At 52.9% G+C, this 14,626-nt stretch carries 12 protein-coding genes and 3 pseudogenes; 12 read left to right on the top strand and 3 right to left on the bottom strand.

Annotated elements, in window-relative coordinates; all coding sequences use genetic code 11:
- Positions 1 to 165: 165 nt before the first annotated feature.
- From WFK81_RS08260 to WFK81_RS08220, 9 genes are all read left to right on the top strand, one after another.
- Positions 166 to 963 carry a TIGR00282 family metallophosphoesterase gene (locus WFK81_RS08260; RefSeq protein ID WP_336785965.1) on the top strand — a complete coding sequence of 266 codons (798 nt, stop codon included), beginning with the start codon at positions 166 to 168 and terminating at the stop codon, positions 961 to 963.
- A 139-nt stretch (positions 964 to 1,102) separates the two neighbouring features.
- Positions 1,103 to 1,363, top strand: a complete 261-nt coding sequence (locus tag WFK81_RS08255) for a stage V sporulation protein S (RefSeq protein ID WP_005550495.1) — start codon at positions 1,103 to 1,105, stop codon at positions 1,361 to 1,363.
- 108 nt (positions 1,364 to 1,471) lie between these two features.
- Positions 1,472 to 2,416, top strand: coding sequence for a dipeptidase (locus WFK81_RS08250; RefSeq protein ID WP_336785964.1), 945 nt, complete (start codon positions 1,472 to 1,474; stop codon positions 2,414 to 2,416).
- A 197-nt stretch (positions 2,417 to 2,613) separates the two neighbouring features.
- Entirely contained in the window at positions 2,614 to 4,347 is a 1,734-nt protein-coding gene (locus WFK81_RS08245; RefSeq protein ID WP_336785963.1) for a 2-oxoacid:acceptor oxidoreductase subunit alpha, read from the top strand.
- 2 nt (positions 4,348 to 4,349) lie between these two features.
- Positions 4,350 to 5,216 carry a 2-oxoacid:ferredoxin oxidoreductase subunit beta gene (locus WFK81_RS08240; protein WP_015844950.1) on the top strand — a complete coding sequence of 289 codons (867 nt, stop codon included), beginning with the start codon at positions 4,350 to 4,352 and terminating at the stop codon, positions 5,214 to 5,216.
- Positions 5,217 to 5,300: 84 nt separating this feature from the next.
- Positions 5,301 to 5,876, top strand: coding sequence for a phosphate propanoyltransferase (gene pduL, locus WFK81_RS08235; protein WP_336785962.1), 576 nt, complete (start codon positions 5,301 to 5,303; stop codon positions 5,874 to 5,876).
- Positions 5,877 to 6,165: 289 nt separating this feature from the next.
- A complete protein-coding gene (miaB, locus tag WFK81_RS08230; protein WP_336785961.1) occupies positions 6,166 to 7,743 on the top strand; it encodes a tRNA (N6-isopentenyl adenosine(37)-C2)-methylthiotransferase MiaB in 1,578 nt (525 codons plus the stop codon).
- Positions 7,744 to 7,774: 31 nt separating this feature from the next.
- Entirely contained in the window at positions 7,775 to 8,260 is a 486-nt protein-coding gene (locus WFK81_RS08225; protein ID WP_127495759.1) for a RicAFT regulatory complex protein RicA family protein, read from the top strand.
- A gap of 152 nt (positions 8,261 to 8,412) precedes the next feature.
- Positions 8,413 to 9,576 (top strand): iron-containing alcohol dehydrogenase, encoded by a 1,164-nt coding sequence (locus WFK81_RS08220; protein ID WP_336785960.1) that lies wholly within the window; start codon positions 8,413 to 8,415, stop codon positions 9,574 to 9,576.
- A 221-nt stretch (positions 9,577 to 9,797) separates the two neighbouring features.
- On the opposite strand, the gene WFK81_RS08215 is transcribed toward WFK81_RS08220, so the two are convergent.
- A complete protein-coding gene (locus tag WFK81_RS08215; protein ID WP_336785959.1) occupies positions 9,798 to 10,415 on the bottom strand; it encodes a biotin transporter BioY in 618 nt (205 codons plus the stop codon).
- Between the two features lie 113 nt (positions 10,416 to 10,528).
- Between WFK81_RS08215 and WFK81_RS08210 the strand changes: the two genes are divergently transcribed.
- Together WFK81_RS08210 and WFK81_RS30955 are read left to right on the top strand one after the other, a co-directional pair.
- A complete protein-coding gene (locus tag WFK81_RS08210; RefSeq protein WP_336785958.1) occupies positions 10,529 to 11,374 on the top strand; it encodes an ATP-binding cassette domain-containing protein in 846 nt (281 codons plus the stop codon).
- Positions 11,371 to 11,886: pseudogene (locus WFK81_RS30955) on the top strand (ATP-binding cassette domain-containing protein); the annotation flags it as partial. The gene WFK81_RS08210 and the pseudogene WFK81_RS30955, both read left to right, overlap by 4 nt.
- A gap of 601 nt (positions 11,887 to 12,487) precedes the next feature.
- Here WFK81_RS30955 and WFK81_RS30950 read toward each other — a convergent pair.
- Positions 12,488 to 12,673, bottom strand: a pseudogene (locus tag WFK81_RS30950) (pentapeptide repeat-containing protein); the annotation flags it as partial.
- 32 nt (positions 12,674 to 12,705) lie between these two features.
- On the opposite strand from WFK81_RS30950, the pseudogene WFK81_RS30945 reads away from it, so the two are divergent.
- Positions 12,706 to 13,404 (top strand): annotated as a pseudogene (locus tag WFK81_RS30945) (energy-coupling factor transporter transmembrane component T family protein); the annotation flags it as partial.
- Positions 13,405 to 13,409: 5 nt separating this feature from the next.
- Here the strand turns inward: WFK81_RS30945 and WFK81_RS08200 are convergent.
- Positions 13,410 to 14,597, bottom strand: a complete 1,188-nt coding sequence (locus WFK81_RS08200) for an MFS transporter (protein WP_336785956.1) — start codon at positions 14,595 to 14,597, stop codon at positions 13,410 to 13,412.
- Positions 14,598 to 14,626 lie beyond the last annotated feature (29 nt).

Below are 14,626 nucleotides of genomic sequence, written 5' to 3'. Positions count from 1 at the left end.
AAATGGCAAGGTGAAACGGCTATCCCCGATTAGGCGGGAAAGCGCGTTTCAATCCGGTGAATTCTAAGCCATGTTTATGAGAAAAAACTTATAAACTCTTAGAATTCAAGAACGAAAAGTGGCTGCTTGTCAGCCACTTTTTTTGCATACTAAAGGAGTGGCAGAGTGAACGTATTATTTATTGGCGACATCGTAGGAAGCGTAGGACGAAAAGCATTGAAGCAGGTGCTGCCTGCGCTCAAAAGCAAATACAGTCCGCATATCATTATCGTGAACGGCGAGAACGCTGCTGCAGGCAGAGGCATTACGGCTGCGATTGCCCGCGAATTTTTCGAATGGGGCGTTCACGGCATTACGATGGGCAATCATACTTGGGACAATAAAGATATTTTCGAATGGATCGACGAAGAGCCGCGAATGGTGCGTCCGGCCAACTTCCCTGAGGGGACGCCGGGCCAAGGTCATGCGTTTATCAAAGCCAACGGAAAGCAGCTGGCTATCATTAATTTGCAAGGCCGGACATTCCTGCCTCCGATTGATTGCCCGTTCCGGAAAGCGGAAGAGCTGATCGCGCTGGCGAAAGAAAAAACGAAAAACATTCTGGTGGATTTCCATGCGGAAGCAACCTCCGAGAAAATTGCGATGGGCTGGCACTTGGCCGGTCAAGCTTCAATCGTCGTGGGTACCCATACGCATGTGCAAACCAACGATGACCGGATCCTGCCGGGCGGAACGGCTTACTTAACGGATGTAGGCATGACAGGGCCTCGCGATGGCGTTCTCGGAATGGAGCGCAACGCTGTCCTGCACAAATTCTTGACCCAGCTGCCAACACGCTTTGTAGTGGATGAAGGCGACTGGCATCTGCATGCGGTATCGGTTCAGATCGACGATGCAACGGGACAGGCGACCAAAATCCAGAAAATCCGCCTAACCGAAGACGATTGGCTGCTCATGCAGTAGTTATATGAATATTCTAAAAGTTTAGTCAATTCTGAATTGATATGAAAGTTATTGCGGGGATAGCAGGAATTTTTTAACCTCTCTCGAATACTATCTAAATAGTGGAATCCATCCATCATTCCCGAGGAGGTCCTTTTTCATGGAAGTATTAAAAGTTTCAGCAAAGTCCAATCCAAATTCCGTTGCAGGTGCGCTAGCCGGAGTTTTGCGTGAACGCGGCGCCGCTGAATTGCAAGCCATCGGGGCGGGTGCTCTCAATCAAGCGATCAAAGCGGTAGCAATTGCTCGCGGATTCGTAGCTCCGAGCGGGGTGGATTTGATTTGTGTTCCGGCATTTACTGACATTGTCATTGATGGAGAAGACCGAACAGCGATAAAACTGATTGTTGAACCTAGGTAATATCTAACCATGCAAGGCTGGATGGTACCGGGTATTGGAACCTGTTTACGAAGTAGACAGGTTTTTTGCTTTGTTGATGCTGGCGGAGTAAAGGGAGTGTGATATATCGTGTCCTATGGCATTGCGGATTTTCATTGCGATGTATTAAGCAAGCTGCTCGTGCATCCGAATCTGACTTTTCAAAAAAGCGAACCGGGATTGCTGGACGTAACGTATGAACGGTTAAAGGAATCGGGGGCCGTGCTTCAAACGTTTGCGGTGTACATACCGGAGAAGCTGAACGGTTCTATCGAGCCTATCCTGGCATGCATTGATCATTTCTACGAGAAGGTGCTGGCTTGTCCGGATATGAGACTGATCCGCAATCGATCCGATCTGGAAGAAAGCCTCGCTGCGGGCAAGATTGGCGCTTTGCTCTCGCTGGAAGGCGTTGATGGCCTGCAGGGCAGCATACCGATTCTAAGGCTCCTTCACCGCCTTGGCGTGCGTGCGGCAGGATTAACCTGGAACCATGCGAACTGGGCCGCAGACGGCGTTATGGAGCCCCGTGGAGGGGGACTGACAGCCAAGGGAAAAGACTTTGTCGCGGAATGCGACAAACTGGGCATACTCGTAGATGTATCCCACTTGTCGGAAAAAGCATTTTGGGATGTCGCGGATCTGGCTTCGAGAACGATTATTGCCTCCCATTCCAATGCAAAGGCGCTTCTTAATCACCCCCGCAATCTGACGGATGACCAGATAAAGGCTATTATCGCGCTGCAAGGTCTCATCGGCATTACTTACGTGCCATGGTTTGTAGCGGAAGGGGAGCAGGTATCGGTTGACGATGTATTACGGCACATCGATCATGTCGGCGGGCTTGGCGGGGAGCATCATATTATGCTTGGTTCCGACTTTGACGGAATCGACAAATATGTGAACGGCCTGACTCATCCCGGAGAAGTGTACAGGCTGCGCGAAGCGCTGCTGAAAAACTATTCGGAAGAGCAGACCAAGCGGTTTCTGTCGGGTAATGCGCTTTCATTTTTAAGCGTAAACCTGCCGGCGTAGCAAGCGATTCGCAACGAATCTGAATACGGTATACAAACAATCGAAAATCATTATCATTCATTAAACGTTTACATCTTGCAATTTTCAAACCGCACCTTTACACTTGGTTTGACTGTTCATTCATTATATAAATTATTGTTGGATATTGCCTTAGTAATGTACGCGGCTTAAGCCATCAAAAAGAGGAGATGGGCGTTTTGATTAGTCAATTGTCTTGGAAGATCGGAGGGCAACAAGGGGAAGGCGTCGAAAGTACGGACCGTATTTTTTCCACGGCGCTTAACCGGCTTGGGTATTATTTATACGGATATCGTCATTTCTCGTCTCGGATCAAGGGCGGACATACAAATAATAAAATTCGAATCAGCACATACCCGATCCGGGCGATCTCCGATGATCTGGACATCCTCGTGGCGTTCGACCAAGAAAGCATAGATTTGAATGCAAAAGAGCTTCGCAGCGGCGGCGTTATCGTGGCAGATGCGAAGTTTAATCCCGTTGTGCCGGAAGGAATCGATGCGCGTCTGTTCGCTGTGCCGATTACGGCAATGGCGGAAGAGCTTGGTACTTCCCTGATGAAGAACATGGTTGCTTCGGGGGCATCCTGGGCATTGCTCGGTTTGCCTCTTGAGGTATTTAATAAAGCGGTAGAAGAAGAGTTCGGACGCAAAGGTCCGGCAGTCGTCGAGAAAAACATCGAAGCGGTTAAACGCGGCGCCGAGTTCGTATTGGAGCAGGCGGGCGGACCGCTTAACGAGTTCAAGCTGGATGAAGCGGACGGCCGCCAGAAGCTGTTTATGATCGGCAACGAAGCGATTGGCCTCGGTTCTTTGGCTGCAGGCTGCCGCCTAATGTCCGCTTATCCGATTACGCCGGCATCCGAAATCATGGAATACCTGATCAAGAAGCTGCCGGCGCTTGGCGGTACCGTCGTGCAGACGGAGGACGAAATCGCGGCGGTTACGATGGCGATTGGCGCCAACTATGCAGGCGTGCGTACGATGACGGCTTCGGCAGGTCCCGGTCTCTCTCTGATGATGGAGGCGATTGGCCTTGCCGGCATGACCGAAACTCCGCTTGTTATCGTGGATACGCAGCGTGGCGGCCCATCGACGGGTCTGCCAACCAAGCAGGAACAATCCGACCTTAACGCTATGGTCTACGGCACTCATGGGGAGATTCCGAAGATCGTGATCGCTCCGGCGTCTATCGAAGACTGCTTCTACGATATGATCGAGGCTTTCAACCTGGCAGAGCAATATCAGGTGCCGGTTATCGTGATGACCGACCTGCAGCTGTCGCTTGGCAAGCAGTCCTGCGAGCCGTTTGATTTCAACTCGATTCAAATCAACCGCGGCAAGCTCGTTCTGGAAGCGCCGGAGCTGGAGGCCCAGCAGCTGTTCAAGCGTTACGAATTGACGGAAGACGGCGTATCGCCGCGCGTATTGCCAGGCGCTAAGAACGGTATCCACCACGTTACCGGGGTTGAGCATGACGAAACGGGCCGTCCTTCCGAAAGCGCGGTTAACCGTCAGAATATGATGGATAAACGTCTGAGCAAGCTGAACGGTTTGCAAATTCGCGACGGTCTTCGCATCGATGCGCCAAACGATACACCGGATCTTCTGATTATCGGCATGGGTTCTACAGGCGGAACGATTGATCAAGCCCGCGAATGGCTGGCTAACGACGGAATTACTTCGAATCATATTACGATCCGCCAAATCCATCCGTTCCCGACCGAGCAGCTGATACCTCACCTGCGGCAAGCGAAGAAGGTAGTTGTTATCGAGAACAACGCAACCGCCCAGCTCGCCGGCCAAATTAAGATGCATGCAGGCTTCGCGGAGAAAATCCGCAACCTGCTGAAATATGACGGCAATCCGTTCCTGCCATCCGAAGTTTATAAAGCGTGCAAGGAGTTGGACTAATCATGGCAACATTTAAAGAGTTCCGAAATAATGTGAAGCCGAACTGGTGCCCGGGCTGCGGAGACTTCTCCATCCAAGCCGCCATTCAACGCGCAGCAGCTAACGTGGGCCTTGAGCCGGAAGAACTTGCGGTAATTTCGGGTATTGGTTGTTCCGGCCGTATTTCCGGTTATATTAACGCTTACGGCCTTCACGGGATTCATGGCCGCGCGTTACCAATCGCGCAAGGCGTTAAGCTTGCCAACCGCGAGCTGACCGTTATCGCATCGGGCGGCGACGGCGACGGCTTTGCGATCGGGATGGGCCATACCGTCCATGCTATCCGCCGTAACCTGAATATTACGTATATCGTAATGGATAACCAGATCTATGGTCTGACCAAAGGCCAAACATCGCCCCGCAGCGCGGAAGGCTTTAAAACGAAGTCGACGCCCGAAGGCTCGATCGAATCCACTTTGTCGCCGCTTGAGATCGCGATGTCGGCCGGCGCAACGTTTGTTGCCCAATCGTTCTCGAGCGATTTGAAGCAGCTGACGGCTCTGATCGAAGCGGGCATCAAGCATGAGGGCTTCTCCCTGATCAACGTGTTCAGCCCATGCGTTACCTTCAACAAGATCAACACCTACGACTGGTTCAAGCAAAACATCGTGAACCTGGAGCAGTTCCCGGATTACGATCCTTCGAACCGCATTATGGCGATGAACAAGATCATGGAAACAGAGGGCATGCTGACGGGTCTGATCTATCAGAACACGCAGCGCAAATCGTATGAGGACATGATCAGCGGTTTTGGCGCTGACGCGCTTGCGAAGCAGGAACTTTCCCTGTCGGAAGAACAGTTCAATAAACTTGTAGCCGAATTTAAATAAGTGTATGATGGGCATACGGCATTTTTATCAACTGCCGTATGTCTTTTTTTTTTACCATACATAGATACAAAGGAGTAGAAACATATGGAACAAAAAATGGTGCCCGTAGGCGTATCGGCAAGACATATTCACCTCTCTGCGGAGCATGTCGCTATATTGTTTGGAGAAGGCAGCGAACTGACGGAAGCCAAGCCGTTGTCTCAGCCGGGGCAATACGCGGCCAACGAGACGGTTGCGGTGATTGGTCCAAAGGGCTCTTTCCCGAAAGTAAGAATTTTGGGTCCCGTACGCAAAGCTACCCAGCTGGAAGTATCGCGCACGGATGCTTTTGCCCTGGGCATTAACCCGCCTGTCAGAGAATCCGGCAACATTCAAGGCTCTGCGGGCATCACGATCAAAGGTCCGGCCGGCGAAGTCACCATTGAAGAAGGCGTGATCGTTGCGGCCCGCCACATTCATTTCCACACAAGCGATGCGGAAAAATGGGGAATTGCCGACAAGCAGCACCTGAAGGTTCGCTTCCAAGGCGAGCGCGGAGTTGTATTCGAGCAGGTTATTGCCCGCGTATCTCCGGATTTTGCGCTCGATATGCATATCGATACGGATGAAGCGAATGCGGCAGGCATCAAAAACGGCGATACTGCCGAAATCATCGAATAGAAGCCTGCCATAGGCGGATTCAAAAGGCTGACATGCGGTTCCGTACCGCTGTTGGCCTTTTTCAATTCTAAGCGTTAATAAGTTTTTTTATAAACATTGCTTAGAATATTCCGGATTGAAACGCGCCCCCCCACCAAGGACGGCGATAGCCGTTTCACCTTGCGCGATCTACAACAAATGGATATCCTTGCTATAGTTGTGCTATAATTTTTTATTGGGCAAAGGTATGATTTGATAGACAGGGGCAAACAAACCGCAATATTTCATGTAGAGGGAAGTGTGAACAACCATGTCAAAGGGGAACCCGAAAACTCAAACCGACAAGGTTAAAGACTATTCCAAATACTTTGACTTCTCGGATGCTAAGGTGCTAAGCGAGGAGGACGGGGTAACAACCTACCGCATTAAAGGCAGGAACGTACAGATAAACTCCACTCCGAACTATAAAGAAGAAAAGAAACGCGGTAAAGAAGACATAGAGGTTCATTACGATTTCTCGATTCCCGAAGAGCTGCAAACCATCGGCAAAGGGAAATTTTATTTAATACAAACATACGGCTGCCAAATGAACGAACATGACACGGAAGTGATGAAGGGCATGTTCGAAGAGATGGGATATACCGGAACCGAAGACCGCCTGCAGGCGGATGTCATTCTTCTCAATACTTGCGCGATCCGCGAGAATGCCGAGGATAAAGTGTTCGGTGAGCTTGGACATCTCAAAACGTTGAAGCTGCAAAAGCCGGAGCTGCTGCTGGGCGTATGCGGCTGCATGTCGCAGGAAGAGTCGGTGGTGGGCAAAATTTTGCAGAAGCATGCTTTTGTGGATATGATCTTTGGCACGCATAACATTCACCGTCTGCCTCAGCTGCTGCAAAACGCGTATTTCAGCAAAGAGATGGTTGTTGAGGTATGGTCCAAGGAAGGCGACATTATCGAGAATATGCCGAAGAAACGTGACGGCATGCGGGCATGGGTAAACATCATGTACGGCTGCGACAAGTTCTGCACGTATTGCATCGTACCTTACACGCGAGGCAAAGAAAGAAGCCGCCGGCCGGAGGATGTTATTGCGGAGGTACGCGAGCTGGCCCGTCAAGGCTTCAAAGAGATTACTTTGCTAGGTCAAAATGTAAACGCCTACGGGAAAGATTTCGAGGACATCTCTTATCGCTTCGGCGATTTGATGCATGACATTTCCAAGATCGATATACCGCGTGTTCGTTTTACGACAAGCCATCCGAAGGATTTCGACGATCATCTGATCGAGGTGCTGGCGCAAGGCGGCAATCTGGTCGAACATATCCACCTGCCGATTCAGTCCGGCAGCACGGAAGTGCTGAAGCGGATGAGCCGGAAGTATTCCCGGGAGCAAATTCTTGAGCTTGCAGCGAAAATCAAACGGGCAATTCCGAATGCGTCCCTCTCTACGGATATTATTGTCGGCTTCCCGGGCGAGACGGACGAACAGTTTGAGGATACGATGACCCTGGTCGGCCAGGTTGGCTTTGATTTTGCCTATACCTTTATCTATTCGCCGCGCGAAGGGACACCTGCTGCCGGAATGGAAGATAACGTTCCGATGGAAGTGAAGAAGCAACGCCTGAAGCGGCTGAATGAGCTGATGGCCGAGCTTGGCCGCAGAAGCAATGAGCGAATGGAAGGCGAGATTGTGGAAGTGCTCGTGGAAGGCGAGAGCAAGAACAATCCGAATATTCTGGCCGGCCGGACGCGCACGAATAAGCTGGTGCATCTTGAAGGTCCAAAAGAATGGATCGGCCAATTTATACATGTTCGTGTAACGGAAGCAAAAACATGGTATATTAAAGCAGAACCTTTGGCGAACTCCGCCAGCAACGTATCCTAGAAGCGACTCAAATTAGTGGGAGAGATGATAGATGTCCGAACAACAGACTGCAGTTAATTCGCACCACCATCATGACCATGACCATGAACATGGTTGCAATGTTCCGAAATTCAATACCCGCGATTTCCTGGTCCGTGAAGATATTATGCACAAGGCGAAGGAACTGGCGGATCTCATCTTTACATCCGAGGAAGTCCAGCAGTATCGGCGTGCCGAGAAGCAGATTCAAGGCAATGATCGCGTTCAATCGCTGATCGCCCTTATTAAGAAGAAGCAAAAAGAAGTCGTTGCATTCGAAACAACGTTCAAAAACGAGCAAATGGTGAAGAAGATCGAAGGCGAAATGGAGACTCTTCAGGACGAGCTGGACGGCATTCCGATCGTATCGGAGTTCCAGCAAAGCCAATCGGACATCAACTATTTGCTGCAGCTTGTTATTTCGATCGTGCGCGATACGGTATCCGAGAAAATCAATGTCGAGGACGCTACGGTAGAAGCGCCGGCTGAATGCGACTAGAATAAAGAGAGAGGCGGTCTGAATCAGAACGCTTCTCTTTATTTTTCCCTATTGTTTTTGGCGGAGACGCTCATAATATAGACGGGATTGTGCCAAAATGAATTGTCGGAACATTTGTGCCTACAAACCAATTAGAAGAGGAGAAATACGACATGAATCCATTTACATACTATAATCCGACCCGCCTTCACTTTGGCGAGGGACAATTGAAGCAGCTTCCCGCAGAAGCGGAAAAGCTGGGCAAACGCGTTCTGCTTGTTTACGGCGGAGGAAGCATTAAGCGAAACGGTCTATACGAACAGGTACTGGCTAAGCTGGATGAAGCGGGTTGTACGGTTACCGAATTAAGCGGGGTTGAACCTAACCCGCGTCTGTCAACCGTGCACCGCGGTGCCGAACTATGCCGCTCCGAGTCGATTGACTGGGTGCTGGCCGTTGGCGGCGGCAGCACGATTGACTGCGCGAAAGCCATTATTATTTCGGCGAAATACGAGGGCAACTTCTGGGATGTCGTAACGCGCAAAGCGAAGCCGGAGGCAGCACTTCCGCTTGGCACCGTGCTTACGCTTGCGGCAACGGGCTCCGAGATGAACTCCGGCTCGGTTATTACCAATCAAGATACGCTTGAGAAGCATGGCTGGGGCAACGTACTGGCTTATCCGACGTTCTCCATCCTTGATCCGGCATTTACGGCCAGCGCACCGAAAGACCATACGGTATATGGCATGGTGGATATGATGGCTCACGTATTGGAGCAATATTTCCATCATGATGCGAATACTCCGGTGCAAGACGGCTTCTGCGAAACGATTCTGCGCACCGTCATAGCGACAGCTCCGGGTCTTGTGAACGATCTGACAAACGTGAAGCTGCGCGAGACGATTCTGTATTGCGGCACAATGGCGCTGAACGGAACGTTGTCGATGGGCGTTATCGGCGACTGGGCGAACCATGACATGGAGCATGCGGTGTCCGCGGTTTACGACATTCCTCACGGCGGAGGGCTCGCCATTCTGTTCCCGAACTGGATGAACTATGTGGTGGAAGACAACGTAGGACGCTTTAAGCAGTTCGCCGTTAATGTATTTGGCGTTAACGCCGATGGCAAGGGCGACCTTGAAGTAGCTCGTGAAGGAATTGCGAAGCTGCGCGAGTTCTGGAATTCGATTGGCGCTCCGTCGCGCCTCGCTGATTACGAGATCGACGACAGCAGGTTGGAAGAGATGGCGGAGAAAACAACCGGAAGCGGTACCCGCGGCAACTTCCGCAAGCTGACGAAGGAAGATGTCGTCGCGATTTATCGTTTGTCGCTGTAAGGAATAAGGCAGACAGGCAGATCACGAGAACCTGGTCTGCCTTTTTAGTTTCGGCCGATTGGAGGGATTGTCCGGACGGAGCCTACGCGGAGATTGAAGCGGGTAACGGAAAAGGAAAGGTAAGGCAGGTTTTTATTCCTTAACGGGGTTAAATAGTGATCATGCAAAAGCGGCTGCGCAGGATATTACCTGGCGCAGCCGCTTTTGTTTTAAGTATTTTATTATATCGTTGTATGAAGCTGGTTCTCGTTCTGTCCGGAATGGATTGACGATTGAATTCTAAGAATGTATGGTTTGAGAGACAGCACGATAACGGCCGCGACAAAGGATTTGATAGCGTCTCCGGGCAGGTAAGGGTAGCAGCCGGCTGTCATCGCCTTTCCGAAGTTCAGACCCGTTACATGCATCAGCCATGGTACGCCGGGTACATAAGTGAGGAAGGAACCAAACAGCTCAAACACGATAAATAACGCGATAAATCCGACAATCCGGTTACGCATAAGAGCTTTGCTGCGGAAGAGAGCCTGCGTTGCAAAACCGACCAGCAGAGCGCAGAAAGGGAAAGCAAAGATAAATCCGCCGGTTGCTCCTGTTAGCGTCTCAAGACCGCCTCTGCCGCTTAATAGAGGAAGGCCGGTAGCCGTAAGGGCTATAACAATCCAAAGCGAGATAAAGCTTTTGCGGGGGCCCAGAATGGCTCCGGCAAGCGTGACTGCAAGCGTCTGAAGGGTAATGGGCACATAGGAACCTACCTTGATTTGAATGGCGCTCATTACGATAAAGAGAGCGGCGAATAAGGCGATAAATACGGTGCTTCGATTATTGCTGCTGGTGCGCATAGTGGATCGACTCCTTTGATGATTGCTTTTTAATTGTTAACCATTTATAGTTGATGAAGGTTAACAAATCGGATTTTAGCACAGCTTTTTCATTTGGGGAAGAGGTTGAAGGAATGTTTTCGGAAAAAAATTTGGCAGAGCTGTCCAATGTGTCGGTCAAGCCTCTTACATACGGGGAGCAAATGAAGGCTCAGCCATTTCTGTTGCGCAATGTGTCATTGACGATTGCGGAAGGGGAATGGATTAACCTTATTGGCAGAAACGGAAGCGGGAAAAGCACGCTGGCAAGGCTAATTGCCGGTTTTGGAGCTTTTCAGGTTGACGGCAAGGTGGAGAAGGATCAATCCCGGTTCTTAACGGGTCAGGTTCCGATCGTGCTTCAGCAGCCCGATGCTTCCATGGTGGGGTCTACTCCTTGGGAAGATATCGTGATGATGCTGGAGCAGCATAGCGTTGATGGGAACAGGATTGCGAGTCTTTGTGAGGATGCTCTACTTCAGACCGGTCTGCATGCCCGCATGCATCAACCGGTAGAAACGTTGTCCGGCGGGCAGAAGCAGCTAACGGCGATTGCGGGCTGCCTTGCCGTGCAAACGCCGATGCTCATTCTGGATGAAGTAACGGCTATGCTGGATCCGGAAGCTTGCCTATATGTTATGGGGAAGGTTAGAGAGCTGAACAAGCGCGGGGTAACGGTCATTTGGATTACGCAGAAGCTTGAGGAGCTTGCTGCCGGCGACCGTGTGCTGGCGCTGGAGCAAGGAGAGCTCCGGTTCGATGGAGCCTCAGAATGGCTGTTCGAACGGCGTTCCTCCGAGGGAAGCAGTCCTTGCGAGGAGCTGGGCTTTTCCGCTCCTTACGTTATTCAGACGGCCTGGGAGCTGGAGAGGCTTGGGGTAAAGCTTAAACCGCTGCCTATGACACCCGAGATGCTTGCCAAGGCGGTGACAGCGGAATGACGGACGATTGGAAGCTGAAGCAGGTATCGGTCGCCGCGGCCCATGAGCCGGACAAGCTGCTGTTAAACGGAATTAACCTGACCTTCCGTAAAGGAGCGATTACTTTGCTTGTTGGTCACAACGGTTCGGGCAAATCAACATTGCTGGAGACAATGGCGGGTTTGCGGCGTTTAAACAGCGGACAAATCGATCAGGGCAATGAATCTCTCTGGATCAACAGGGGAAAAAAGCAACGTCTGAATAAGCCGATTGTGATGAGAACCGGAATTGCTCTTCAGCAATCCGAATCGCAATGGTTTGCTTCGACGGTAAGGGAAGAGTTCGACTATTCCTTGAAGCCATACGGATTAAATTCAGAAGAGAAGGAAAGAAGAGTAGAACAAGCAATAGTGCAGGCGGGACTGCCAAGGGAGCTGCTGGAGCGCGATCCTTGGACGCTAAGCGGCGGTCAGCAGCGGAGGCTTGCCATGGCTTGCCTGATGGCATGCGAGCCGGAATGGCTGCTGCTCGACGAGCCGACGGCGGGGTTAGACGCCGACGGCATCCGCCGCTTATGCGCGATGCTTGACGCGCATAGGGCGGCGGGGCGCGGAGCGGTCGTGGCCACGCACGACCTCGACGCGCTGCTGCCGCTCGCGGACGAGGTCGCCGTGCTTGCCGGCGGTTCCGTCCGCGAAGCGGCTCCCGCGGCGTCGTGGGCGGAGCACCGCGCCGACGACGCCGCCGCGCCGCAGGCGCAGCGCGCGCTGGCGCAGCTGCGCGCGGCCGGCTTTGCGCCGCCGGCTGCGCCAGGCGGCGCGCCGTGGCCGGCGCCGCGCGAGCTCGCGGCGCTGCTGGCGGCGCAGCGCGCCGCCCACGGCGCAAGGACGGCGGAACGCCCGTCCTTGCAAGCCGTCGCCGCAAGTGCGGCTGCACAAGCCCCGGCAGCAGCACTTGCGCAGCCGCAGGCTTCGCCCGTTGCAGCTCCGCCTGCAGAGGCTTCGCCCGTTGCAGTTCCGCCTGCAGAGGCTTCGCCCGTTGCAGCTCCGCCTGCAGAGGCTTCGCCCGTTGCAGCTCCGCCTGCAGAGGCTTCGCCCGTTGCAGCTTCGCCCGCGGCAGCTTCGCCCGCTGCAGCTTCGCCCGCGGCAGCTTCGCCCGCTGCAGCTTCGCCCGTTGCAGCTCCGCCTGCAGAGGCTTCGCCCGCTGCAGCTTCGCCCGTTGCAGCTCCGCCTGCAGAGGCTTCGCCCGCTGCAGCTTCGCCCGCTGCAGCTTCGCCCGTTGCAGCTCCGCCTGCAGAGGCTTCGCCCGCTGCGGCTCCAACCCAAGGGCTCGCTGCGCGATTTGATCCGCGGGCGTTAATCGCCGCGTACCTCTTGCTCGCCACAACCATCCTGCTCCAGCGAAGCTGGGCGGGGCTGGCTGTCGCAGCGGCCATCTCCCTTGCGGTGCTTATCCCGCTGCGGGCGCAAATAAGGCCCTGGATGAAAGCCATCCGGGCCTATGCAATCATGACTGTGATCTTTGCCGTTATTTCGGGTATCCATTTTAACCCCATAGCCTTCGAGACGAATGCCGCCCTCCAGACCATCCAGCGTTTCTGCGGTTTGCTGCTTGTGATGATGCTGGGCTTGCCGCTTATGGGGCTCGTGACGCCGCTGCGAGTACAGCGCAGCCTGGAGCAGACGTTTGGCTGGCTGAACCGGTTCAAAGTTCCCGTGATGTCCATCGCGCTTACCGTGACCTTGATTTTCCGCTTTATTCCGCTGCTCGCGGGGGAATGGGAGCGTTACGTCAAGATTGCGCATGCGCGTGGGAAAGTAACAACAGGCGCAGGTTCGCTTCCGTTCCGGATGCTGCTGCCCGCCATGGTGCCATACATCCGTTCCTTGCTGCGCATGGCCGAGCAGATGGCGGATGCTCTTGAAGCGCGAGGCATCGGTCATCCTCTTGCGAAGCCAACGCAAGGCCTGCGCCTGAGGTTCAGCCGGGAGGATACCGGTATCGTCATTACTGCGGGTATCGCAGCAATCATTCTTCTTTTTATAAGATAATAGCGTTAATTATTAATGGCCTTAATTTTATTCCGATCAGACCGATAATAGACGAAACAAAGCACGGCGGCGATAAGTCCAAACATACCGCCAAGCGCAAACCCGCTGTTTAACCCCCAGCTTTCGTTCAGCCAGCCCGCTAGGAATGGCCCGGCGAACATGCCTGCCGCGTATACCGCCTGGTACAGTCCCATGGCGGTAGCGCGGCCGGGAGGATCCACGTCGCGGATAGCAAGCCCAAGCAGAAGGGGGATATGCAAGCCTTGCGCGAATCCGTTAATCATTTGCGTAAGCATGAGAACCCAGATGGAATGCACATAGCAAATCGAGACGGTGCAGACGGCGCTTAGAATAAATCCGGTACCGATCGTCGTCCAATTCCCGAAGCGCGGCGCAAACCATCTGGCCGTAAACATGGAAGCGAGGGCATGCGGCGCCATAAAAGCGAAGACGAGTAACGTAAGCTCGAGACCGCTGCTGCCCATGTCCTCCGCTTTTAACGGCGTAAATCCGAACATCGTAATGAAGAGCACGCAATGCGCGAGCAAGGAGAGCAGAGCAACCTGCAGCAGCAGCTTCGTCCGGATTACGCTTTGAATCTTCGAGAACGATATTCCGCTCCGCTCATGAAGCGGTTTCGCCGGCTCGTGAATAACGAGCGCTAGCAAAAGTCCCATTCCTCCAATAACCGCCCCAAGCACGAAAGGAGCATCCGCTCCAAATCCATCGGACATCCAGCCGCTTAACAGCATCCCGATCATTTGGCCCGACACGGTCATCACGCTGATATTTCCCATCGCCTTAGTAGCATCCTCAGCCGCAAAATAGTTCGCGTACATCACCGTAAAAGCAACCCATGTCGATGCGCATAATCCCGCCATCGCCCGACCCGCTAACGGCCATAGCCAGCTCCCCGGAATGATAAACAGAAGACAGCTGACGCATGCGGCCAGCATGCCGAGCAGGATAAAAGGCTTCCTTTTTCCGTAACGGTCCGACAGCATCCCGAGCGGAAAACGAATTAGCAGCTGGACGAAGCCGTAACTGCCAAGCACCACTCCGATTAAATCGAGCGAAAGCCCTCTTGAGCTTAAATAAGGCGACAACGTCGGCACGTATGTATACATCGCAATCCAGAACATTAACGTTACCGTCATAAAAAGTAGTCGCTGCGATCGTGTTGATGGTTCCATTCTCGCTACCTCCCTCATATAAATCTACT

The organism is Paenibacillus sp. MMO-177 (genome assembly GCF_037147795.1).
In the GTDB taxonomy this organism is placed as follows: Bacteria; Bacillota; Bacilli; order Paenibacillales; family Paenibacillaceae; genus Pristimantibacillus.
The sequence above is the reverse complement of the archived record's forward strand: the minus strand, read 5'-3'. Positions and strand labels throughout refer to the sequence as shown.

Excerpts from the sequence above, each read along its gene's own strand:
- WFK81_RS08255 (WP_005550495.1), top strand. The coding sequence starts at position 1,103 with ATGGAAGTATTAAAAGTTTCAGCAAAGTCCAATCCAAATTCCGTTGCA.
- WFK81_RS08200 (WP_336785956.1), bottom strand. The coding sequence starts at position 14,597 with ATGGAACCATCAACACGATCGCAGCGACTACTTTTTATGACGGTAACG.
- WFK81_RS08210 (WP_336785958.1), top strand. The coding sequence starts at position 10,529 with ATGTTTTCGGAAAAAAATTTGGCAGAGCTGTCCAATGTGTCGGTCAAG.
- WFK81_RS08215 (WP_336785959.1), bottom strand. The coding sequence starts at position 10,415 with ATGCGCACCAGCAGCAATAATCGAAGCACCGTATTTATCGCCTTATTC.
- miaB (WP_336785961.1), top strand. The coding sequence starts at position 6,166 with ATGTCAAAGGGGAACCCGAAAACTCAAACCGACAAGGTTAAAGACTAT.
- WFK81_RS08220 (WP_336785960.1), top strand. The coding sequence starts at position 8,413 with ATGAATCCATTTACATACTATAATCCGACCCGCCTTCACTTTGGCGAG.
- WFK81_RS08240 (WP_015844950.1), top strand. The coding sequence starts at position 4,350 with ATGGCAACATTTAAAGAGTTCCGAAATAATGTGAAGCCGAACTGGTGC.
- WFK81_RS08225 (WP_127495759.1), top strand. The coding sequence starts at position 7,775 with ATGTCCGAACAACAGACTGCAGTTAATTCGCACCACCATCATGACCAT.
- pduL (WP_336785962.1), top strand. The coding sequence starts at position 5,301 with ATGGAACAAAAAATGGTGCCCGTAGGCGTATCGGCAAGACATATTCAC.